We start from the raw sequence: 20571 nt of genomic DNA, 5'->3' as shown, positions 1-20571 counted from the left end.
GCGCCCGCTACGGCGGGCACTTTTTCGCCCGTTCGACGAATGTGGAAACGAGAGCCGTGCGCGGCATGCGTCAGATGCCCATGCCCTTGGAGCCCAGATAGACCGGTATCCAGGCCTGCAGCAATGCGAGGAAGGCTTCGGCTGCCCGCGACAGGCGACGCTGCTGCAGCCGGACCACCTGCCAGCGTGACATCAGCGGAAACCCCTCTACCTGGAGGATGACCACTTCATCCTTGAGCAGCGGATCGCGATGCAGCGTATGGCGCGACAGGATGGACAAGCCCATTCCGCCTGCCACCGCCTGCTTGATGGCCTCGTTGCTGCCCAGTTCCATCCGCACATTCAATGTGGCGCCCTGCTGCGACAGGTAGTTCTCGATCGCGATGCGCGTGCCCGAGCCCTGTTCGCGCATGATGAAACGCTCTTGCGCCAGATCCTGCAGCTTCAGCATGCCGGCATTGGCCAGCGGGTGCGATGCCGGCGCAATCGCGACCAGCGGATTGTCGAGGAAGGAGTCGCAGGTGAGATCCATGTCCTCGGGCGGCTTCGTCATGACGTACATATCGTCGAGATTGGCCTGCATGCGCTCGATCAGGCGGTCCCGGTTCGCCACTTCCAGCTTCACGTCGATGCCCGGGTGCTGCGCGCAGTAGGGTCCGAGCACCCGCGGCACGAAGTACTTCGCGGTGCTGACCGCGGCCAGCCTGAGTGTGCCGCGGTGCAGGCTGCGGGTCGCCTGAAGGTTTTCCTCGAATTGCTGCCATTGCAGCTGTATGCCCTTCCATGCCGACAACAGTTCCTCCCCGGCCGGGGTCAGGAAGGTGCGCCGGCCTATGGTGTCGAACAAGGGTTCGCCGACTGTTTCGGTCAGCTGCCGCACCTGTTGAGACACCGCCGGCTGGGTCAGGAAGAGCTGCTCCGACGCGCGCGTGAAGCTGCCTGTTTCAGCCACCTTCGCAAATACCTGCAACTGACGGAGCGTAATATTCATAACCTTTTTCTTATCAAATCAAGAAAAAAATAATATTTGTACTAATGGATCAAAGTTTTTAGCATCTCGCGTCATTCACTGCAACCCGAATCATCCGTGTCCATCACCCTCGCGCCCAGCCCGCTTGCTTCCCTGCCCGGATCCGGGTGGCGCACGTCACGTCTGACGGCGCTGGGGCACGCGAAGATGTTCGGAATCCTGTGCATGGACGATGCGGTACGCCTCCGGCTCTCCCTGGCCGGCTTCATGCCGGGCGCCGCAGGCGGCGATCGCAATTTCCGGGCGGGGCGTCAGAACGGCTCGACCCATCCACGACAGATGGCATCCCTTCAACCCGACAACCCGCTGCGGCTCACTGGCTGACGCCGCCGGGACTCGTCCGGGGCGGCTCACCGCCCCGGCCACCGCTTCCCTTGGCCAACCCTTCGGTCTTACCCGCGCACCTGTCTGATTCGTCAACGAATCCGGCATGTGTGCGGGATTTTTTTATCCCGGCAAGGCGGCAAGCCGCGCATCCGGATGCCACAAGCGCTGCAGTACCCGCTCAGCAGTGCCCGAGGCGGCCGAGGACCAGAAGCTTTCGGTTCCCGCAGGGTTGCCGCTGCGCAGAAGTCCGGCGTCGTTGAGTCGGTGCGCCAGCTGACGGGCCACTGAATCGCCGGTCTCGATCACCTGTACCGACGGCCCGACCTCCTGCTCGATCAGGCCGCGCAGGAAGGGGTAGTGCGTGCAGCCGAGCACGATCACGTCGGCACCGCCGGCCAGCAGCGGTTCGAGATGCGACGCGATCAGCGCACGCGTGGCGGGGGTGTCCAGTTCGCCGTGCTCGACCGCTTCGACCAGGCCGGTACCGGGCCGGGTGATCACGCGGACGTCGCGGCCGAAGGTGTCGAGCAGCGCAGCGAAGCGCGCGCTGGCCAGCGTGCCCGTGGTGGCAAGTACACCCACCACACCGGAACGCGTGGCGGCGGCGGCGGGTTTGACCGCCGGCTCCATGCCGACGACCGGCACCTCGGGCCAGCGTTCGCGCAGGGCATGCGCCGCGGCTGCCGTCGCCGTATTGCAGGCGATCAGCAGCGCCTTCGCGCCGCGGCCGATCAGGAATTCGCCGAGCGTCAGGCTGCGTGCGCGTATCCAGTCGGCGCTGCGCTCGCCGTAAGGCGCATGGCCCGAATCGGCGACGTAAAGAAAGTCTTCCGCGGGCAGGCGCGCCCGTACGTGGCGCAGCACCGACAGGCCGCCGAGGCCTGAGTCGAATACGCCGATCGGCGCGTCGTGAGTCGGGATCACGTTTTGATGGTCAGCCGAGGCGAGTTTCTCGAGAACCGGAGGAATGCAGATTCACCGTCCATCCGTGGCAGCGTTGTTCAGCCGGCCTTGCCATCATGCGCACGGCCACGTTGCCAAAGCACGTCACCTCGCCCATCGAGCCGGTTGAAGGTGCGGCCGATGACGAACAGCAGGTCGGACAGGCGGTTGAGGTACTGGCGGCTGGCGTCCGGCACCTGACCTTCTGCGGCGGCGGCGATGACGGCGCGCTCGGCACGCCGGCAGATCGTGCGTGCAAGGTGCGACAGCGCGGCCGCGCGCGTACCCCCGGGCAGAATGAATTCCTTCAGCGGCCGGAGCTCGTCATTCAGTCGTTCCAGTTCGGTTTCCAGCCGTGCCACCTGGTCGGGCTTGACCAGGTTGTAGCCCGGTACGGCCAGTTCACCACCGAGGTCGAACAGATCATGCTGGATGTCGGTCAGCAGCGCGGCAAGATCGGGCGGCAGCGCTTCGCACAGCAGCACGCCGAGCGCGCTGTTCAGTTCGTCGACGTCACCCAGCGCGTGCACGCGGGCGCTGTATTTGGACACCCGCGTGCCGTCGCCGAGGCCGGTCTCGCCACCGTCACCGGTGCGTGTCGTAATCTTTGAAAGTCGGTTGGCCATGGCTGCTCGTGATGAGATGGATAAGAGCTATTGATTATAAGTCGGCTTATATATAAGGCCGTACCAGTTAGAATTCTTCATATATTCCCATGGTCACGTGCGTTGCGTGCTGACCGGATGCAACACATGGAGCTGCCGCAAGCATGACCCAGACAATCGACCCCAAAGACTTCCTCCGCAAGCTGTTCCAGGCGGCGTTCGACGCCGCCAACCCGGACCTGTGCGTGCCGGCCAACCTGCCGCCGCCGCCGAAGGGGCGCACGCTGGTGGTGGGCGCCGGCAAGGCGGCCGCTTCGATGGCGCTGGCGGTCGAGAAGAACTGGCCAGGCGAACTGTCGGGACTGGTGGTGACCCGTTACGGCCACGGCGCGCCGTGCCGGCGCATCGAAGTAGTCGAGGCGTCGCATCCGGTGCCCGATGCGGCGGGCCAGCAGGCGGCGAAACGCATCCTGCAATCGGTGCAGGGACTGAACGAAGACGACCTGGTGATCGCGCTGATATCCGGCGGCGGCTCGGCACTGCTGTCGGCGCCGGCCGAAGGGCTGACGCTGGAGGACAAGCAGGCGGTCAACCGCGCGCTGCTGGCCAGCGGCGCGGCGATCCAGGAAATGAATTGCGTGCGCAAGCACCTGTCGTCGATGAAGGGCGGCCGGCTGGCGCAGGCCTGCTATCCGGCGCGCGTATTCACGCTGGTCATTTCGGACGTACCGGGCGACGATCCGGCGGTGGTCGCGTCCGGCCCGACGGTGCCCGACACCACGACGCGCGAGGATGCGCTGGCCATCATCCGCCGCTACAACATCGAAGTGCCGACCGCGGTCATGAGCTGGCTGTCGCGCCCCGAATCCGAAACGCCGAAGGCGGATGACCCGCGTCTGGCGCGTTGCGAAACGCGCACCATTTCGACTGCCCAGGCTTCGCTGCTGGCGGCCGCCGAGGTGGCCCGCGCGCACGGCGTGACGCCGCTGGTGCTGGGCGACATGATCGAGGGCGAGTCGGCCGATGCCGGCAAGGTGCTGGCCGGCATCGCCAAGGCGTGCGCGATCAACGGCACGCCGCTGGCGCCACCCTGCGTGCTGCTGTCCGGCGGCGAGACCACGGTGACGCTGGGCCAGATCAAGCCGGGGCAGAAGCCGCGCGGCGGCCGCAATTCGGAATTCCTGCTGTCACTGGCAATTGCGCTCGACGGCATGCCCGGCATCCATGCGGTATCCGGCGATACCGACGGCATCGACGGCAGCGAGGACAACGCTGGCGCCCTGGTCACGGACGACACGCTCGCCCGCGCGCGCGCCGCCGGCATCGACGCCCGCCACATGCTCGATGTGCACGACGCTTACGGTTTCTTCCATGGCATTGATGACCTGATCGTGACCGGACCGACGCTGACCAATGTGAACGACTTCCGCGCCATCTACGTCGAGAAGAAGGCCTGACGCGCGTTCACGGGCAGCGGAAAGCGTCAGCAGGCGACGTCCCTGTGGGATCGCCGCTTTCACAGGAACAGCTCCCACAGCACACGCTCCAGCCGCAGCGGGGCATGCCCGGCCAGCCGTCGTTCAAGTCGGCAAGTTTCGGTGTCGCCGGATCGCTACGTCGCAACCGTCCGCCGTCGCGGATGTCTGCGGGTATCATCGACCGCATGATTGCACCCGAAAACGAGCCATGAGCGCATTGCCGCAGGCCCACGCCGAAACCGCCCACACCCGTTCCGCCGCCGCTGCACCCGCGGCGATCTCTCCGGCTGTGCTGATCGCCGAACTGTCACGCGTGCTGCCGGCCGACTGCCTGATCACGGACTCCGGTCGCCTGCGTGCGTACGAGTGCGACGGCCTGATGCTGATGCGCGAAATGCCGCTTGCCGTCGCGCTGCCGACGACCGAGGCGCAGGTGGTCGCCGTGCTGCGCACCTGTCACCGGCTCGGTGTGCCGGTGGTGCCGCGCGGCGCCGGCACCGGACTGTCCGGCGGAGCCACGCCGCACAAGCAGGGCGTCGTGCTGTCAACGGCGCGCATGAACCGCATCGTGTCGGTCGACCGGTTGGCGCAGCAGGCGGTGGTCCAGCCGGGCGTGCGCAATCTTGCGGTGTCGGAAGCAGCCGCGCCGCACGGCCTGTATTACGCGCCGGATCCATCGTCGCAGATCGCCTGCAGCATCGGCGGCAATGTGGCGGAGAACTCCGGCGGCGTGCATTGCCTGAAGTACGGCCTGACGGTGCACAACGTGCTGCGCGTGCGCATGGTCAGCATGGCCGGCGACGTAATGGAGGTGGGCAGCGCCGCGCCGGACTCCCCGGGTTATGACCTGCTGGCCGTCACCATAGGTTCGGAGGGGCTGCTCGGCGTCGTCACCGAAGTCACCGTGAAGCTGGTGCCCCGACCGCGCGTGGCGCGCTGCGTACTGGCCGCCTTCGACGATGTGCGTCGCGCCGGTCAGGCGGTGGCCGACATCATCGCGGCCGGCATCATCCCGGCCGGACTGGAAATGATGGACCAGGCAACGACGGTGGCGGTCGAAGCTTTCGTGCATGCCGGTTACCCGCTGGATGCCGCGGCCATCCTTCTGTGCGAGGCCGATGGCACGGCGGAAGAAGTGGAAGACGAGATTGCCCGGGTGCGTGCGCTGCTCGACGCAGCGGGTGCCACCGAAGTCCGCGTGTCCGACGGCGAAGCCGAAAGGCTGCGTTTCTGGGCCGGACGCAAGGCGGCTTTCCCGGCGGCCGGGCGCATCTCGCCCGACTACTACTGCATGGACGGCACCATTCCGCGGCGCAAGCTGGCCGACATGCTGGAAGCGATGAATGCGATGTCCGACAAGTACGGCCTGCGCTGCCTGAACGTGTTCCACGCGGGCGACGGCAATCTGCATCCGTTGATCCTGTTCGATTCGAACGATGCGGATTCGCTGCACCGCGCCGAGGCCTTCGGCGTCGAAATCCTCGAGCTGTCGGTTGCGCTGGGCGGCACCATCACCGGCGAGCATGGCGTCGGACTGGAGAAGATCAACCAGATGTGCGTGCAGTTCGCACCCGGCGAACTCGACATGTTCCATCGCGTGAAAGCGGCCTTCGATCCGGCCGGTCTGATGAATCCGGGCAAGGCGGTGCCGACGCTGCACCGCTGCGCCGAAATGGGCGGCATGCACGTGCATCACGGCGAGCTGCCGCACCCCGACCTGCCGCGCTTCTGACGATGACCCATCCTTTCCATTCGACGCTGCGCGAGATGGTGCTGGATGCAGCCGCGCAAGGCCGCACGCTGCGCCCGCACGGCAGTCGCTCGAAGGATTTTCTCGCGCAGCAGCTCGCCGGCGCGCCGCTCGACATGCGCGGTGCCCAGGGTGTCATCGCCTACGAGCCCTCCGAGCTCTACATCACGGCGCACGCCGGCTCCCGCGTGGCCGACATCGAAGCACTGCTGGCCGGCCGGCAGCAGATGCTGGCGTTCGAGCCGCCGCTGTTCGGTCCCGGCGTCACAGTGGGTGGCATGGTCGCAAGCGGCCTGTCCGGCCCGCGCCGCATGGCAGCCGGCAGCCTGCGCGACTTCGTGCTCGGCGTCACCGTGATGGATGGCCAGGGCCGCGTGCTGCGCTTCGGTGGCCAGGTGATGAAGAACGTTGCGGGCTTCGACGTATCGCGGCTGATCGCCGGCAGTTTCGGCACGCTGGGCCTCATTCTCGACGTGACGTTGAAGGTGTTGCCACTGCCCCAGGCCGAACAGACCCGCCTGCTCGAACTCGACGATGCGACGGCGCTGCTGCGCCTGCGCGAGTGGGGCGCGCAGCCGCTGCCGATTTCCGCCACCTGCTGGCATGGAGGCCGGCTGCATGTCAGGCTGTCGGGCGCCCGGGTTGCGCTCGACGCTGCGGCACAGCTGATCGGCGGCGAGGCGGTCGATGCCGTCGAAGCGGCCGCGCTGTGGCAGTCGGTGCGCAATCACACGCACGCCTTCTTCGATGGCGATGCACCGCTGTGGCGCGTCGCGCTGCCGCCGACGGCGCCGCATCTGGCGTTCGATGGCGACAGCCTGACCGAATGGAACGGCCTGCAGCGATGGCTGCGCAGCGACACCGACGCCGATGCGCTGCGTCATGTGGTGGGCGCGCTGGGCGGCCATGTCACCCTGTTCCGTGGCGGCCGGACCGTAGACCGGGCGCTGGGCGTGTTCGAACCGCTCAAGCCCGAAGTGATGGCGGTCAGCCAGCGGCTGAAAAAGGCTTTCGACCCGTCCGGCGTGTTCAGCCCCGGACGGCTGTACCCCGAACTTTAAGAGCGACCCCGATGCAGACCGGACTGGCCGATTTCATCCGCAGCACGCCGGAGGGCGACGCTGCCGAGGCAGTGCTGCGCAAGTGCGTGCATTGCGGTTTCTGCAACGCGACCTGCCCGACCTATCAGCTGCTCGGCGATGAACTCGACGGCCCGCGCGGCCGCATCTACCTGATGAAGCAGATGTTCGAGGGCGCCGTACCGGCCGAAACCGTGCTGCCGCACCTCGACCGTTGTCTGACCTGTCGCAATTGCGAATCTACCTGTCCGTCCGGTGTGCGCTACAGCGAACTGGTCGATATCGGCCGTGCCGTGGCAGAGCGTCGCACGCAACGGCCGCTGGCCGCACGCGCGGCGCGCTGGGTGCTGCGGGAAGGACTGTCTCGACCGGGTGTGTTCAACACGGCACTGGCGCTGGGCCGGCTCGCCCGACCGTTGCTGCCCGCCTCGCTGGCCGCCAAGGTGGCGCCGCGGCGCGATGCCGGCAGCTGGCCACCGGTACGTCACGCACGGCGCATGCTGGTGCTGGCCGGCTGCGTACAGCCGGCGCTGATGCCGGACGTGAATGCCGCCGCGGCGCGGGTGCTCGATCTGATGGGCATTTCGCTGGTCGAGGCGGCGCGTGCCGGTTGTTGTGGCGCCTTGCGCTTTCACCTGAATGACCAGGACGGCGGACGGCGCGACATGCGGGCTTTGATCGACGCCTGGTGGCCGGCCATTGAGAGCGGCGAAATCGAAGCCATCGTGATGACCGCCTCCGGCTGCGGCACCACGGTGCGCGAGTACGGCCACCTGCTGGCCGATGACCCGCAGTACGCACAGCGCGCCGCACGCGTCGGCGCGATGACGAAGGACCTGTCGGAAATCCTGCACGCCGAGCGGGTGCAGGTCGAAGGCCTGTTCGCGGCGCAGCCGCCTGTATCGGCGCCGCTGGCGTATCACCCGCCCTGTTCGCTGCAGCACGGCCAGCAGGTGCGCGGTCTCGCCGAAGGCCTGCTGCGAGCCGCCGGGTATGACCTTGTACCGGTCAGCGACAGCCACCTGTGCTGTGGTTCGGCCGGCAGCTATTCACTGCTGCAGCCGCAGTTGTCGCGCACGCTGCGCGACAACAAGCTGAATGCGCTGCAGTCCGCGCCGGTGAAGGGAATTGCCAGTGCGAATGTCGGCTGTATCGCACACCTTCAGACCGGCACCGGAACGCCGGTACGGCACTGGATCGAATGGTTGGAGGAGGCGCTGACAACGGCTGCCTGAGCGTATCGCTTGCGGTTCAAGTCGCGGCAATTCCTGCCGTTGATTGACGTAACCCGCAATAGATCCCGAAGAGAGAACCCCACCATGCAAAACGCTCGCAGTACGATGCCCGACACCGCAGAAGCCCTGCTCGATTCCACCGCCGTGTTGCTGCCGGCCAAGCCGCATCTGCTGATGGAAATCGACAACCTGATGCGTACGCCGGATTTCGAAGTGGGCGATCTGGCAGAATCGATATCGCGCGATCCAGGGGTGCTGTCGGCCCTGTTCAAACTGTGTCGATCGCCGGCCTACAGCCGCGGACGCGCGCCGAGCAATGCCGAGCAGGTGTTGATGCTGGTCGGTCTGTCGCAGACCGTGAATCTCGTGCGTGGCATTTCGATCCGTCAGGTGGCGAGCGGAGCCGGTCCCCAGATGACGCACTTCTGGGCGCGTTGCGACGAAATCGCCGCCATCGCCTCGCAGATCGCCAGCGAACGTGTGGCGGTGTGCAATGTATTCCCCGACCAGGCCTATCTGGCGGCGATGTTCCACGATTGCGGCGTGCCGCTGCTGTGCACCCGCTTCCCGGAGTACTGGAAGCGGCTCAATCTGGATGACGACACGGCCTGGGTCGATCTGGCGCTCGAGAACACGAGCTATCGCCTCGATCACGCCACGGTCGGCTACTGGGTTGCCCGCAACTGGGGTCTGCCGGAACTGATCGTGCAGGCGATCCAGCACCATCACACCATGCCGGACGACGATACCTTCGGCCTGCGCAGCACCATAGGCATCGTCGCGCTCGCCACCCACATCTATCTGCGCAACAAGGGGCTGAGCGATCCGTCGTGGGCGGTGCGCGGGCCGGAAATCCTGACCGAACTCGGTATCCACGCTGCGGCGCTGGACGAATACATCGATGAAATCAACGAACGGCACGTCAGTCTCGCGGTGTGAACATTCGTCACAATTTTCCGGTGTTTGTGACGCCGGGTGACGCGGGTCGCAGCGGACCCGCCCACACGGCTAGAATCAGGGGACGTATCCGGAATCCTTCATGGCACTAAAACTAGACAGTTGCGTTGCGCAGCATATCGGTGACCGCAAGGAACAGCAGGACCGTGCCGCAGTCTTCCCGCACAGCCGCCACAAGGGCATGCTGATGGCGGTGCTCGCCGACGGCATGGGCGGGCACAGCGGCGGTGCGATGGCAGCCGAGCAGGTCGTGATGAAGGCGCGCGACAACTTCGAGGCCTACGCGCCCGCGGTCGAAACACCGGAAGACCTGCTGCGCAGTGTGGTCGAGGAAGCGCACGTGGTGATCAAGCTCACCCGTTTCACGACCGAGCAGGATCCGCATTCCACCGCCTGCGTGCTGTTGATGCAGTCGGGTCGCGTCGATTGGGCGCACTGCGGTGATTCGCGCATCTACCATTTCCGCCATGACAAGCGTGTCGCCATCAGTCAGGACCACTCACTGGTCGGCGAACTGATCCGCCAGGGCAGGCTCGACGAGGAAGGGGCCAAGACGCATCCGCAGCGTAATCTGCTGCTGCACTGCCTCGGTGCGCAGAAGGAGCCGATGATCGACTACGGCGGCGCTACCGACCTGGCCGACGGCGACAGCTTCCTGATCTGTTCGGATGGTCTGTGGGCCTACTTTTCCGACGAGGAAATCGGCGGCGTGCTGTCCGTCTTTTCCGCTCGCGAGGCGGCGGAAACCCTGATCAAGCGCGCACGGGATCGGGGCCGGCCGACCGGTGACAATGTGTCGCTCATCCTCATCAAGCTGATTGATGTCGAAGCGCGCGAGAAGGCCGAACGCGATAGGCTGGATTCGGCCCGGCGCAAGCTGGGCAGCATGAAGGACTGAGCGCGTCCGCCTGGCCGCAACGGTTCAGTCCATCCAGTGTCGGCGCCAGAACAGCATGCCGAGCAGCGCCGCAATGCCGGTCATCAGCGCCAGTGCCAGCAGGAAGCCATGCGGTGAATCCAGCCAGGGCATGTGGCGAAAATTCATGCCGAACACACCCGCCACCAGCGCCGCTGGCATGAACAGCGTGGTGATCACGGTCAGGATGCGCACCTCCTGATTCACCCGCTGGCTCATCGCCGACAGGTACACATCCAGCAGACCGGACAGCGTTTCGCGCATCGCATCGACCGATTCGATCAGGAATGTCAGGTGGTCCTGCACGTCGCGCAGATAGACACGCGTCTCCGGCGTCACCAGCGGATGGTCGCCGCGCTGCAGGCTGCTGATCACTTCACGCAACGGCCACAGCGCGCGCCGCAGTGCCATGGTGTCGCGCCTCGCCTCGTGCAGCGAGGCGATCTGCGCACTCGCCGGACGTTCGAACAGCGCTTCCTCCAGTCGATCAAGCCGGTCGTCGATGCGCTCGATCACGCCGAAATAGTTGTCCACCACGGCATCGATCAGGCTGTAGGCCAGCAGGTCGATGCCGCTGCTGCGCAGGCTGCCGAGCGATTTGCGCAGCCGCTCGCGCACCGGTTCGAAGCTGCCGGTCGGACGTTCCTGGAAGCTGAGCAGGAAATCGGTGCCGAGCACCAGACTGAACTGTTCCGATGACAGCGTGTGACCGTCATCCGACAACTGCAGCACGCGGGCGACGATGAACAGCTGGTCGCCGTAGTCCTCCACCTTCGGCCGCTGTTCTGTATTGGCGATGTCTTCCAGCACCAGCGGATGCAGCCCGAAGCGCTGACCGATCTCGGCCAGAACGCTCGTGTCGTGCACGCCATAGACGTTCAGCCAGCGCAGCGGCAGCGTCGCTGCGTGAAGGCGCGACTGTTCGAGCGACGTGAAGCGGGTTTCCTGCAACGCGTCCGGTCCGTACTCGATCAGCGAGATGCCCGCCGCCTGCTCGCGCGCTGCGCCGATGAACACCACCGACCCGGGCGCCAGGCCGCGTTTGCTTGAGCGGCGCGACGTGCCGCGCACGCGTTTCGGCGTGGTTTGTCGATTCATAAGTAAACCTTTATTTTGGTATACCCCGCTGCGCACCGCGCTGCCTGAGGATAGTATGCGAAGCCGGCCGGGGGGCATTTTCGGCGTTCACCCGGGCATTCAGAAACATCGGCACCGCCGCGCCATCGACGCGGACTCACAGCACGATGTTCAGAGCAGGAAGTTCATTACGGGGGAGGGTACATGGCAGTCACCATTGGTGTGCCGAAGGAGTCGGCCGAGGGCGAGCAGCGCGTGGCGCTGACGCCCGAAGTGGTCAAGAAGTTTGCCGCACTGGGCGCCGCGATTCAGGTGCAGACCGGCGCAGGCGCGAGCAGCCATTACAGCGACGAAGACTATGTCGCTGCGGGTGCAACCATCGCGGACAGCAGCGAAGCGATCCATACGCAGTCCGACATCGTGCTGCGGGTCGGTGCGCCGACCAATATGCAGATCGAATCGCTGAAGCCGGGTGCCGTATTGACCGGCTTCCTGCAGCCCTATGCAGACCGCGCGCGGGCCATTCGGCTGGCCGAACGCAACATCACGAGTTTCGCGGTCGAACTGGTGCCGCGCATTTCGCGCGCCCAGAGCATGGACGCACTGTCGTCGCAGGCGGCTGTGGCCGGCTATCAGTGTGTGCTGATAGCCGCCGGCCAGTGCCCGAAGTTCTTCCCGATGCTGACCTACGCTGCGGGCACGATCCGCCCGGCCCGCGCACTGGTGATCGGTGCCGGCGTGGCCGGCCTGCAGGCCATCGCCACGGCAAAGCGCCTGGGTGCCATCGTCGAAGCCTATGACGTGCGGCCGGAAACCAAGGAACAGATCGAGTCGCTCGGTGCCAAGTTCGTCGATACCGGCGTTTCGGCCGCCGGTGCCGGTGGCTATGCGCGCGAACTGACGGAAGAGGAAAAGGCGCAGCAGGCCGTGAAGCTGGGCAAGGCGGTGGCCAACGCCGACGTGCTCATCACGACCGCAGCCATCCCGGGCAAGCGTGCGCCGCGCATCATCACGCTCGACATGGTGCAGGGCATGAAGGCCGGTGCCGTCGTCGTCGACATGGCGTGCGAATCCGGCGGCAACGTCGACGGCACGATCGCCGGCCAGTCGGTGCATGTGGGCAACGCCCTCGTCATCGGCCCGACGAACATCACGTCGCGCATGCCGGTGCATTCGTCGGACATGTATGCCAAGAATCTTTTCAACCTGCTGTCACCTTTCGTCAAGGACGGTCAGTTCGTGCCGGACTGGGACGACGACGTGATCTCCGGCACCGCGCTCACCCACGGTGGCGAGGTGCGTCACACGATGGTGAAGAAGGTGTTCGGCCTCTGAGGCCGCTCAAAAAAGAAAGGATCGAATGATGGAAGCGCTCTATATCTTCATGCTCGCCGCCTTCACCGGTTATGAGGTGATCGCCCGTGTGCCGGTCATCCTGCACACCCCCCTGATGTCGGGTTCCAACTTCGTGCACGGCGTCGTGCTCGTCGGTGCCATGGTCGTGCTCGGCCATGCTGATCCGGAAGATCCGCTGCAGCTCGCCATCGGCTTCATCGCCGTGGTTCTGGGCGCGGCGAATGCGGCCGGCGGCTACGTCGTGACCGAGCGCATGCTCGCCATGTTCACCAAGAAGAACTGAGGGGGCCGACAACGTGACTGCAAAACTCCTGGTCGACGCATCCTATTTCGTCGTCGCCGTACTGTTCATCCTCGGCCTTAAGGCCATGGCCTCGCCGGTCACCGCGCGCAAGGGCATCGTGTGGGCAGGCATCGGCATGGTGGTGGCCACCCTGGTCACCTTCTTCACGCCCGGCATGCAGAACTTCGGGCTCATCATCCTCGCCATCGTCATCGGCGGCGTTGCGGCCTGGTGGTCGGGCAAGGTGGTGAAAATGACCGACATGCCGCAGATGGTCGCCATCTATAACGGCATGGGCGGCGGCGCGGCGGCAGCGATCGCGGCGCTCGAATTTGCGCGCGGCGGCGTGCATGGCGTGGTGTTCACGACGCTGGCCACGCTGGGCGCGCTGATCGGTGCCGTGTCGTTCTCGGGTTCCTGCGTGGCGTTCGCCAAGTTGCAGGGTCTGATGAACAAGGCCTGGCGGCTGCCGGCGCAGAACGCCGTCAACATCGTGCTCGCCCTCGTCACGGTTCTGGTGGGTGTCGGCATCGTGGTCAGCGGCGACCCGACGCCGACCCAGATCATCACGTTCTTCGTGCTGTCGCTGGTGCTGGGCGTCATCATCACGCTGCCGATCGGTGGCGCCGACATGCCGGTGGTCATTTCGCTGTTCAATGCCTTCACCGGGCTGGCCGTGGGCTTCGAAGGCTATGTGCTGGGCATTCCGGCGCTGATCATCGCGGGCATCGTGGTGGGTGCAGCCGGTACGCTGCTGACACAGCTGATGGCCAAGGCGATGAACCGCCCGATCACCAACATCCTGTTCTCGCCGATCACCGGCGAAGCGCAGGCCGGCTCGGGCCCGACCGGCACGATGAAGGAATGTTCGTCGATGGATGCCGCGTCGATGATGCGCTACGCGCAGAAGGTGATCATCGTGCCCGGCTACGGCATGGCGGTGGCCGGCGCCCAGCACAAGGTCTATGAAATGACCAAGCTGCTGGAAGAGGCGGGCGTCGAGGTGAAATTCGCCATTCACCCTGTGGCGGGTCGCATGCCGGGTCACATGAACGTGCTGCTGGCCGAAGCCGGCGTGCCCTACGAGCAGATCTTCGACCTGGAAGAAATCAACGAAGAGTTCTCGCAGGCCGACGTGGCACTGGTCATCGGCGCCAACGACGTCGTGAATCCGGTGGCCCGCACCGACAAGACCAGCCCGATCTACGGCATGCCCATCCTGAACGCCGACAAGGCGCAGAACGTCATCGTGATCAAGCGCGGCAAGGGCGCCGGTTATTCCGGCATCGAGAACGCGCTGTTCTTCGAAGAGAACTGCCGCCTGTGCTACGGCTCGGCGCAGGGTGTCGTGTCGGAAATGATCGGCCACGTGAAGTCGCTGAGCTGATCGGACTGCACACCGCTGAAACCGCGTGTCCGCCGAGGCGGCACGCGGTTTTTTTGTATCGAACGCCCTGTGTTCGTTCGCTGCGCGAGTCAATGCCCGGTTTGCGGCGGGCGCCCTTCATGAGTCGGGAACCGCCCCGGGAATTCGCGGGTTGTCACCCGGCCGGATAAGGGCTATATGCATGACAGGCGGCGCTGATCATCCCCGATGCGTCGCTCGCAGCGACCCGCGGTTCAGCGCGACACGCCTTCCATTTGAGCTGTTTTCCGTACATCTACGCACTCCAACCCACCCTGGAAGGGACAGGCTATGTCGAAAAAGGATGCCGAAAGTGCATCGCCGCCCGATCCGACGGCGAACCGGATACTCGCATCACTGCCTGACAAGGACTTCGCGCGCCTGCTGCCCGATCTTGAACTCGTCGACATGCCGATAGACTGGACGCTGTCGGAATCCGGCGATCACGTGAATTTCCTGCACTTTCCGGTTTCCGGCATCGTGTCGCTGCTCTATTCGCTGGAAGACGGTTCTTCCAGCGAAACCGCGCTGGTCGGCAACGAGGGCATGGTCGGCATTTCGATCTTCATGGGCGGCGAAAGCATGCCGACCAGCACCGAAGTGCAGAGCGCCGGTCAGGCCTACCGTCTCAGTCGCAAGGTGATGCAGAACGAATTCGGGCTCGGCGGTCATCTGCAGGCGTTGTCGCTGCTGTTCACCCAGGCAATGATCAGCCAGACGGCGCAGAACGCTGTGTGCAACCAGCACCATGAACTGCCCCAGCAGATGTGCCGCTGGCTGCTGATGAGCATCGACCGGCTCGACGGCTGCGAACTGGCCGTCACACAGGAGCGGGTCGCCAAGCTGCTCGGCGTGCGGCGCGAAAGCGTGACGCAGACCTTGGGGTTGCTGGAGAAGGAAGGCCTGATCGCACGCTCGCGCGGCCTCATCACCGTGGTCAAGCGCTCGAAGATGGAAGAGCGCGTGTGCGAGTGCTATGGCGTGGTCAAGGATGAGTACGACCGTCTGTTGCCGGCGCGCAAGCGCAGGAACTGACACGCCGCTCCGGACCGTCCGGTCGATGCCCCGGTACTGTGCGACGCACGGGGCCGGGGCACAATCCAGCATTGCCGAACGCCTGACCTGCATCATGCGCATCCCGTACACCCTGCTGCCCGACGAAATCGAATTCACCGCCATTCGCGCCCAGGGTGCCGGCGGGCAGAACGTCAACAAGGTATCGAGTGCTGCGCATCTGCGCTTCGACATCGGCGCCTCGTCGCTGCCGGACGAACTGAAGGCGCGCCTGCTCGCGCTTGGCGATCAGCGCATCACTCATGAAGGCGTCGTGGTGATCAAGGCGCAGACCTTCCGCAGCCTGGAGAAGAACCGTGCCGAGGCCATGCGCCGCCTGGACGAACTGATCGGCGCAGCTGCCCATGTCGCAAAGACACGCCGTCCGACGCGTCCCGGCCGCGCGGCGGTCGAACGAAGGCTGGCAGGCAAGACGCACCGCTCGGCGATCAAGGCCGGTCGCCGTGGCGGCTACGAATGAGCACAGCCCGACACCTCATGCCCCGTCGTGCTGCGCGGTGCCGGTGTCCGTCCCCGTTCATCCACCGCCCTGACAATCCATGACACCCATAATGTTCCGCATGCTGATCGCGCTCTACCTGCTGTGCGTGGTACTGGCGGTCGTGTCGCACATCGCCACCGCACCTGATCTGCCCGAGCCGCTGCGTGGCTACGTTGCAGCGCAGGACGCGACCAGCTGGATGACCGGCATCGGCGGCATGGTGTATCTGGCGCTGGCATCGATCTCGACGGCCGGCCTGCTGCTGTTCCGGCGCTGGGCGCGCCCGCTGTTCGCGGTGGTCGCGCTGGCAGGCTGTGTGCCGTGGGACGGCGCGACCGCCTACCCGCCGCTGGAATACCTGTTCGTCAATCTCGAATTCATGCTCGCCGGCGCCGTGATTGCGTCGAGCTGGGCGCCGGCCGTGAGCGCCCGTTTTGCGCGTCGCTGAGCGAAGGCTGCAAACGTGGTTCGCGATTCAATTGCAACAGACGCCGACGCGCAGCGACAGCGGCCAGCTGACCGTCCGCGCCTGCGTCGGGTCGCCCCAGGCCGCGTGCAGCGCGACCGACAACCGTTCGACCGGATCGAAGCCATTCGCGGCCATGAAGCGCGCGGTGGCCGACCAGCTGCGCAGGTAGCCGAGCAGCTGCGCCGGCGTCCACCGCGCCGACAGCGCGAAGTCGGGCGCGGGCAGCAGCGCGAACGGGAAGGGCAGATCGCGGTAAGCCGTTTCGACATGATGTCGTTCGGCCGGCCACCAGGGGCCGACCTCATCGTGATAGAAGTGCTGCACGAGATGGTCCACCGCATCACCTTCGTCGCCGACGTGCAGTACGCCGTAACACCACGCCGCGATCACGCCGCCCGGTTTCAGCACCCGCCGCGCTTCAGGGTAGAAGCGGTCGAGATCGAACCAGTGCAGCGCCTGGGCGACGACGACCAGATCGACCGATGCATCGTCCAGCCCCGACGCCTCGGCAGGTGCAACCCGATAGTCGACGCGTGCATGCGGGGTGGCTTCGGCGATCTGGGCGGCGCTGGCGTCGGTCGCGACGACCCGCCCGAACACGCGGCCGAGATCGACCGCCGCCTGACCGGTGCCGGTGCCGCAGTCCCACACGCAGTCGCGCGCGGCGCACCGTTCGGCCAGCCAGTCGAACAGTGCCGGTGGATAGGTCGGGCGGCTGCTCGCGTACTGGCTGGCCAGTGTGGCGAAGTGATCGGCGAACGTGGCGGTCATGGTTCGACGGTTACCCGGCAGGTGCGTGGCCGATGTCGACGCACAGATACTTGATGTCGAGATAGTCCTCGATGCCGTGTTTCGACCCTTCGCGCCCGAAGCCGGACTGCTTGATGCCACCGAACGGGGCGACTTCGTTCGATATGCGTCCGGTGTTCAGGCCGACCATGCCGAAGTCCAGTGCTTCGGTGACGCGCCAGCCGCGGCCGATATCGCGTGTATACAAATAGGCGGCGAGTCCGGATTCGGTGTCGTTTGCCAGCGCGATGGCTTGCGCTTCGGATTCGAAACGGAATACCGGCGCCACCGGGCCGAATACTTCCTCGCGGGCGATGCGCATCGCCGGTGTCGCATCGGCCAGCACGGTCGGTTCGAAGAAGGTGCCACCGAGTGCATGGCGGCGTCCGCCGCACAGCACCCGGGCACCTTTCGCCTTCGCATCGGCGATCAGCGCCTCGACCTTTTCGAGGCCTGCCATGTTGATCAGCGGCCCCTGTTCGACACCCGGATCGGCGCCGTCGCCGACCACCAGCCGCGCCGAAGCGTCGGCCAGTCGGGCGGCGAAAACTTCATAGACGCCGGACTGCACGATGAAGCGGTTGGCACATACGCAGGTCTGACCGCTGTTGCGGTACTTGGCCGCCAGCGCGCCCTCGACTGCGGCGTCGACATCGGCGTCGTCGAACACGATGAAGGGTGCGTTGCCGCCCAGTTCGAGCGACAGCCGTTTCAAGGTCGGAGCGCACTGCGCCATCAGCCGCCGGCCGACCGCCGTAGAGCCGGTGAAGGACAGCTTGCGTACCGCCGGGTCGGCGCACAGGGCGTCGCCGATCTGTGCCGGATCACCGGTGATTACGTTGAGCACGCCCGGTGGCACGCTGGCGTGCATGGCCAGTTCAGCCAGCGCAAACGCCGTCAGCGGCGTCAGTTCCGACGGCTTCACTACGACCGTGCAGCCGGCCGCCAGCGCCGGCGCAACCTTGCGCGTGATCATCGCCAGCGGAAAATTCCACGGCGTGATGGCGGCGCATACGCCGACCGGCTGGCGCAGCGTCAGCAGCCGGGTGTCGGACGCCGGCGAAGGAATGGTGTCGCCATAGACGCGCCTGCCTTCTTCGGCGAACCACTCGACGAAGGAGGCGCCGTACGTCACCTCGCCGCGCGCCTCGGCCAGCGGCTTGCCGCCCTCGGCCGTGATCAGTGCCGCGAGCGCCTTTTCGTGCGCCAGGATCAGCGCGAACCAGTCGCGCAGCACGCGGGCACGTGCGGCGGCGGTGCGTGTGCGCCAGCCGGGCAGGGCGCGTGCTGCCGCGTCGATCGCCCGGGCGGTTTCCGCAGCGCCACAGCGGGGCACGTCGGCCAGCCATTCGCCGGTCGCCGGATTGCGCACGGTAAGCGTGGCGCCGTCATCCGCAGCGATCCACTGGCCGTCGATCAGGTTCGCGCTGCGAAGCAGCACAGATAAAAGATTCAAGATGCAAGACTCAAGTTGGAGGCTGCCACGACAGGAAATGCCCAACCGCTTTCTGCTCGCCGCTTGAATCTTGCAGCTTGCATCTGATTCTCACCCGAACAGACCGAGCGCCATCAGCAGCGGCAGTGACAGCCAGAACAGCAGCGTACTCCAGCCGATCAGCAGTGCCGAGGCGGCGGCATCGATCCTGAAGCGCTTGGCCAGCAGCAGCGAGGTCATCACTGCCACTGCTCGCAGTGACCCGCCCCCCTGCCTCAAGCTGCTGCATCACTGGGCGGTTGCGCGTGCGGTAGAAGGGTGTGGAAGATGCCTGCGAATTTGTCGTTGAACCGGAACGACAGGTACAGCACATCGAGCAAGCGCCCCTGGGCGTCCTCGATGCGTTGCGCGTCGAAGAAGGCGGGTTTCCGGCCAGGCAGTTGGGCACAGGGGCCAAACCGTTCGACGCGTGCGGGTGCGGCCAGCGTGCGTTCCATCAACGAACGGTCGCGGGTCACGCCGTCTGCTGGCGAGCAGCATGCCGGGCCACATGAACGTGCTGCTGGCCGAAGCCGGCGTGCCCTACGAGCAGATGTTCGACCTGGAAGAAATCAACGACGAGTTTTCGCAGGCCGACGTGGCACTGGTCATCGGTGCCAACGACGTGGTGAATCCGGTTGCCCGCACCGACAAGACCAGCCCGATCTACGGCATGCCCATCCTGAACGCCGACAAGGCGCAGATCGTCATCGTGATCAAGCGCGGCAAGGGCGCCGGCTATTCCGGCATCGAGAACGCGCTGTTCTTCGAAGAGAACTGCCGTCTGTGCTACGGCTCGGCGCAGGGGGGGGGCGGAGATGATTGGTCATGTCAAGGCGCTGAGCTGATCATCGCTTGCCGCAAGGGCCGGCGTGTCCGTTCAGACCGATGCGCCGGCCAGGGTCCGTCTTTCCCGGCAAAGTGCCTTGCTCTGCGCCGTCGCTTTGCTGCAGGGAACAGAGCTGATTCACCGGTCGCGCCACCCGACACGCTGGCGAAGCCGCAGCGCTTTCATCGACCGGGACGCGGGCCCGAATACTGGAGACGGCGATGACGGTGCGGGCTTCGAGCCGTGTTCCGGGCCGTCTATCGGGGTTTCGAGCGTGATGTCCTATGTTCTGGTTCCGTCCGAAATCGTGTTCAGCGCTGTTCGCGCCCAGGGGCCCGGCGGGCAAAACGTGAACACGGTGGCGAACGCAGTGCATCTGCGATTCGACATCGCGGCCTCGTCGCTGCCGGAAGAATTGAAGGCAAGACTTCGCATGCTGGGTGATCACCGCATCAGCAAGGACGGTGTCGTCGTGGTGAAGGCGCAGCGCTTCCGCAGCCTGGAGAAGAACCGTACCGAAGCGATGCGTCGCCTGGCGGCACTGATTGCCTCTGCCGCCCGGGTCGAGAAGGTCCGTCGCCCGACGCGCCCCTTGATGAATGCGGTCAAGCGACGTCTGGATGGAAAGACACGGCGTGCCGAAGTCAAGGCCGGGCGAAAGGTCCCCGAGCACTGATCGGCGCGGGCGTGTCCTCGTAATGGCGTCCGGGTCCCGCGCGTGTCGCACTGGCGCAGGTGACCCTCCGGTTTCGACAATGCGTCGAAAGCCGCGACGGACTCGGGTTCCCGCCGTTCGGATGCCTGAGGGGTGCACGCATCCGGTGGCTGGCGGGCTGCAGCGACCGCTCGATGCGGATGACGCGACCTTGCGCCAGGGTCTGCACAAGCGCTGTGTCGCAGTTTTTTACATTTTCAATGTCATAAATTTGCAAAAAATCATCGACTTGGCTTGCGGTTGTCGCTTTTGTGTTTTGGTATGAATTCTGCTTCGCAACAGTGGTTTGCACCGGTTCCT

Annotated in this window: 23 protein-coding genes; 15 read left to right on the top strand and 8 right to left on the bottom strand. The window is 65.5% G+C overall.

Annotated features, from left to right (window positions below; translation table 11 throughout):
- Nucleotides 1-70: 70 nt before the first annotated feature.
- Nucleotides 71-991, bottom strand: coding sequence for a LysR family transcriptional regulator (locus NMQ14_RS10130; protein ID WP_257095732.1), 921 nt, complete (start codon nucleotides 989-991; stop codon nucleotides 71-73).
- A 96-nt stretch (nucleotides 992-1087) separates the two neighbouring features.
- Between NMQ14_RS10130 and NMQ14_RS10125 the strand changes: the two genes are divergently transcribed.
- On the top strand, nucleotides 1088-1354 hold the full coding sequence (locus tag NMQ14_RS10125) for a hypothetical protein (protein WP_257095731.1): 267 nt from the start codon (nucleotides 1088-1090) through the stop codon (nucleotides 1352-1354).
- A 123-nt stretch (nucleotides 1355-1477) separates the two neighbouring features.
- Here NMQ14_RS10125 and murI read toward each other — a convergent pair whose 3' ends face one another.
- Nucleotides 1478-2281, bottom strand: coding sequence for a glutamate racemase (gene murI, locus NMQ14_RS10120; protein WP_257095729.1), 804 nt, complete (start codon nucleotides 2279-2281; stop codon nucleotides 1478-1480).
- Between the two features lie 77 nt (nucleotides 2282-2358).
- Entirely contained in the window at nucleotides 2359-2925 is a 567-nt protein-coding gene (locus NMQ14_RS10115; protein ID WP_257095727.1) for a cob(I)yrinic acid a,c-diamide adenosyltransferase, read from the bottom strand.
- A 143-nt stretch (nucleotides 2926-3068) separates the two neighbouring features.
- On the opposite strand from NMQ14_RS10115, the gene NMQ14_RS10110 reads away from it, so the two are divergent.
- The 6 genes from NMQ14_RS10110 (at nucleotide 3069) to NMQ14_RS10085 (ending at nucleotide 10301) form a co-directional block, all read left to right on the top strand.
- On the top strand, nucleotides 3069-4361 hold the full coding sequence (locus NMQ14_RS10110) for a glycerate kinase (RefSeq protein WP_257095725.1): 1293 nt from the start codon (nucleotides 3069-3071) through the stop codon (nucleotides 4359-4361).
- A 229-nt stretch (nucleotides 4362-4590) separates the two neighbouring features.
- The gene (locus NMQ14_RS10105; protein ID WP_257095723.1) at nucleotides 4591-6114 is read left to right on the top strand and encodes an FAD-linked oxidase C-terminal domain-containing protein; all 1524 of its coding nucleotides are present in this window, start codon (nucleotides 4591-4593) and stop codon (nucleotides 6112-6114) included.
- A 2-nt stretch (nucleotides 6115-6116) separates the two neighbouring features.
- Nucleotides 6117-7193, top strand: a complete 1077-nt coding sequence (gene glcE / locus NMQ14_RS10100) for a glycolate oxidase subunit GlcE (RefSeq protein ID WP_257095721.1) — start codon at nucleotides 6117-6119, stop codon at nucleotides 7191-7193.
- 11 nt (nucleotides 7194-7204) lie between these two features.
- A complete protein-coding gene (glcF, locus tag NMQ14_RS10095; RefSeq protein WP_257095718.1) occupies nucleotides 7205-8446 on the top strand; it encodes a glycolate oxidase subunit GlcF in 1242 nt (413 codons plus the stop codon).
- A gap of 105 nt (nucleotides 8447-8551) precedes the next feature.
- Nucleotides 8552-9385, top strand: a complete 834-nt coding sequence (locus tag NMQ14_RS10090) for an HDOD domain-containing protein (protein WP_257095715.1) — start codon at nucleotides 8552-8554, stop codon at nucleotides 9383-9385.
- A gap of 100 nt (nucleotides 9386-9485) precedes the next feature.
- Nucleotides 9486-10301 (top strand): PP2C family serine/threonine-protein phosphatase, encoded by an 816-nt coding sequence (locus tag NMQ14_RS10085; RefSeq protein WP_257095713.1) that lies wholly within the window; start codon nucleotides 9486-9488, stop codon nucleotides 10299-10301.
- A gap of 24 nt (nucleotides 10302-10325) precedes the next feature.
- Here NMQ14_RS10085 and corA read toward each other — a convergent pair whose 3' ends face one another.
- Complete coding sequence (gene corA / locus NMQ14_RS10080) at nucleotides 10326-11417, bottom strand: magnesium/cobalt transporter CorA (RefSeq protein ID WP_257095711.1); 1092 nt, start codon at nucleotides 11415-11417, stop codon at nucleotides 10326-10328.
- Between the two features lie 183 nt (nucleotides 11418-11600).
- Between corA and NMQ14_RS10075 the strand changes: the two genes are divergently transcribed.
- The 6 genes from NMQ14_RS10075 (at nucleotide 11601) to NMQ14_RS10050 (ending at nucleotide 16443) form a co-directional block, all read left to right on the top strand.
- Nucleotides 11601-12731 carry a Re/Si-specific NAD(P)(+) transhydrogenase subunit alpha gene (locus NMQ14_RS10075; RefSeq protein ID WP_257095709.1) on the top strand — a complete coding sequence of 377 codons (1131 nt, stop codon included), beginning with the start codon at nucleotides 11601-11603 and terminating at the stop codon, nucleotides 12729-12731.
- A 28-nt stretch (nucleotides 12732-12759) separates the two neighbouring features.
- Nucleotides 12760-13035 carry an NAD(P) transhydrogenase subunit alpha gene (locus tag NMQ14_RS10070; RefSeq protein WP_069040710.1) on the top strand — a complete coding sequence of 92 codons (276 nt, stop codon included), beginning with the start codon at nucleotides 12760-12762 and terminating at the stop codon, nucleotides 13033-13035.
- A 13-nt stretch (nucleotides 13036-13048) separates the two neighbouring features.
- Entirely contained in the window at nucleotides 13049-14422 is a 1374-nt protein-coding gene (locus tag NMQ14_RS10065; RefSeq protein ID WP_257095707.1) for an NAD(P)(+) transhydrogenase (Re/Si-specific) subunit beta, read from the top strand.
- 309 nt (nucleotides 14423-14731) lie between these two features.
- The gene (locus NMQ14_RS10060) at nucleotides 14732-15475 is read left to right on the top strand and encodes a Crp/Fnr family transcriptional regulator (RefSeq protein ID WP_257095706.1); all 744 of its coding nucleotides are present in this window, start codon (nucleotides 14732-14734) and stop codon (nucleotides 15473-15475) included.
- A gap of 94 nt (nucleotides 15476-15569) precedes the next feature.
- On the top strand, nucleotides 15570-15974 hold the full coding sequence (gene arfB, locus NMQ14_RS10055) for an alternative ribosome rescue aminoacyl-tRNA hydrolase ArfB (protein ID WP_257095705.1): 405 nt from the start codon (nucleotides 15570-15572) through the stop codon (nucleotides 15972-15974).
- Between the two features lie 79 nt (nucleotides 15975-16053).
- A complete protein-coding gene (locus NMQ14_RS10050; protein WP_257095704.1) occupies nucleotides 16054-16443 on the top strand; it encodes a hypothetical protein in 390 nt (129 codons plus the stop codon).
- 27 nt (nucleotides 16444-16470) lie between these two features.
- Here NMQ14_RS10050 and NMQ14_RS10045 read toward each other — a convergent pair whose 3' ends face one another.
- The 4 genes from NMQ14_RS10045 to NMQ14_RS10030 all read right to left on the bottom strand — a co-directional run bounded on the left by NMQ14_RS10045 (nucleotide 16471) and on the right by NMQ14_RS10030 (nucleotide 19185).
- Complete coding sequence (locus NMQ14_RS10045) at nucleotides 16471-17235, bottom strand: class I SAM-dependent methyltransferase (protein WP_257095703.1); 765 nt, start codon at nucleotides 17233-17235, stop codon at nucleotides 16471-16473.
- A 10-nt stretch (nucleotides 17236-17245) separates the two neighbouring features.
- The gene (locus NMQ14_RS10040; RefSeq protein ID WP_373457188.1) at nucleotides 17246-18655 is read right to left on the bottom strand and encodes an NAD-dependent succinate-semialdehyde dehydrogenase; all 1410 of its coding nucleotides are present in this window, start codon (nucleotides 18653-18655) and stop codon (nucleotides 17246-17248) included.
- Between the two features lie 144 nt (nucleotides 18656-18799).
- Nucleotides 18800-18928 (bottom strand): hypothetical protein, encoded by a 129-nt coding sequence (locus NMQ14_RS10035; RefSeq protein WP_257095702.1) that lies wholly within the window; start codon nucleotides 18926-18928, stop codon nucleotides 18800-18802.
- A 35-nt stretch (nucleotides 18929-18963) separates the two neighbouring features.
- On the bottom strand, nucleotides 18964-19185 hold the full coding sequence (locus tag NMQ14_RS10030; RefSeq protein WP_257095701.1) for a hypothetical protein: 222 nt from the start codon (nucleotides 19183-19185) through the stop codon (nucleotides 18964-18966).
- A 41-nt stretch (nucleotides 19186-19226) separates the two neighbouring features.
- On the opposite strand from NMQ14_RS10030, the gene NMQ14_RS10025 reads away from it, so the two are divergent.
- Together NMQ14_RS10025 and arfB (NMQ14_RS10020) are read left to right on the top strand one after the other, a co-directional pair.
- Nucleotides 19227-19781 carry an NAD(P)(+) transhydrogenase (Re/Si-specific) subunit beta gene (locus NMQ14_RS10025; RefSeq protein ID WP_257095700.1) on the top strand — a complete coding sequence of 185 codons (555 nt, stop codon included), beginning with the start codon at nucleotides 19227-19229 and terminating at the stop codon, nucleotides 19779-19781.
- Nucleotides 19782-19833: 52 nt separating this feature from the next.
- Entirely contained in the window at nucleotides 19834-20232 is a 399-nt protein-coding gene (gene arfB / locus NMQ14_RS10020) for an alternative ribosome rescue aminoacyl-tRNA hydrolase ArfB (RefSeq protein ID WP_257095699.1), read from the top strand.
- Nucleotides 20233-20571 lie beyond the last annotated feature (339 nt).

Origin of the sequence: Methyloversatilis sp. XJ19-13 (assembly GCF_024580155.1) — a bacterium.
GTDB lineage: Bacteria > Pseudomonadota > Gammaproteobacteria > Burkholderiales > Rhodocyclaceae > Methyloversatilis.
This window is presented reverse-complemented; position numbering and strand designations above follow the sequence as displayed.

Excerpts from the sequence above, each read along its gene's own strand:
- NMQ14_RS10130 (WP_257095732.1), bottom strand. The coding sequence starts at position 991 with ATGAATATTACGCTCCGTCAGTTGCAGGTATTTGCGAAGGTGGCTGAA.
- NMQ14_RS10115 (WP_257095727.1), bottom strand. The coding sequence starts at position 2,925 with ATGGCCAACCGACTTTCAAAGATTACGACACGCACCGGTGACGGTGGC.
- NMQ14_RS10110 (WP_257095725.1), top strand. The coding sequence starts at position 3,069 with ATGACCCAGACAATCGACCCCAAAGACTTCCTCCGCAAGCTGTTCCAG.
- NMQ14_RS10105 (WP_257095723.1), top strand. The coding sequence starts at position 4,591 with ATGAGCGCATTGCCGCAGGCCCACGCCGAAACCGCCCACACCCGTTCC.
- glcE (WP_257095721.1), top strand. The coding sequence starts at position 6,117 with ATGACCCATCCTTTCCATTCGACGCTGCGCGAGATGGTGCTGGATGCA.
- glcF (WP_257095718.1), top strand. The coding sequence starts at position 7,205 with ATGCAGACCGGACTGGCCGATTTCATCCGCAGCACGCCGGAGGGCGAC.
- NMQ14_RS10090 (WP_257095715.1), top strand. The coding sequence starts at position 8,552 with ATGCCCGACACCGCAGAAGCCCTGCTCGATTCCACCGCCGTGTTGCTG.
- NMQ14_RS10085 (WP_257095713.1), top strand. The coding sequence starts at position 9,486 with ATGGCACTAAAACTAGACAGTTGCGTTGCGCAGCATATCGGTGACCGC.
- corA (WP_257095711.1), bottom strand. The coding sequence starts at position 11,417 with ATGAATCGACAAACCACGCCGAAACGCGTGCGCGGCACGTCGCGCCGC.
- NMQ14_RS10075 (WP_257095709.1), top strand. The coding sequence starts at position 11,601 with ATGGCAGTCACCATTGGTGTGCCGAAGGAGTCGGCCGAGGGCGAGCAG.
- NMQ14_RS10070 (WP_069040710.1), top strand. The coding sequence starts at position 12,760 with ATGGAAGCGCTCTATATCTTCATGCTCGCCGCCTTCACCGGTTATGAG.
- NMQ14_RS10060 (WP_257095706.1), top strand. The coding sequence starts at position 14,732 with ATGTCGAAAAAGGATGCCGAAAGTGCATCGCCGCCCGATCCGACGGCG.
- arfB (WP_257095705.1), top strand. The coding sequence starts at position 15,570 with ATGCGCATCCCGTACACCCTGCTGCCCGACGAAATCGAATTCACCGCC.
- NMQ14_RS10050 (WP_257095704.1), top strand. The coding sequence starts at position 16,054 with ATGACACCCATAATGTTCCGCATGCTGATCGCGCTCTACCTGCTGTGC.
- NMQ14_RS10045 (WP_257095703.1), bottom strand. The coding sequence starts at position 17,235 with ATGACCGCCACGTTCGCCGATCACTTCGCCACACTGGCCAGCCAGTAC.
- NMQ14_RS10035 (WP_257095702.1), bottom strand. The coding sequence starts at position 18,928 with ATGACCTCGCTGCTGCTGGCCAAGCGCTTCAGGATCGATGCCGCCGCC.
- NMQ14_RS10030 (WP_257095701.1), bottom strand. The coding sequence starts at position 19,185 with ATGGAACGCACGCTGGCCGCACCCGCACGCGTCGAACGGTTTGGCCCC.
- NMQ14_RS10025 (WP_257095700.1), top strand. The coding sequence starts at position 19,227 with ATGCCGGGCCACATGAACGTGCTGCTGGCCGAAGCCGGCGTGCCCTAC.
- arfB (WP_257095699.1), top strand. The coding sequence starts at position 19,834 with ATGTCCTATGTTCTGGTTCCGTCCGAAATCGTGTTCAGCGCTGTTCGC.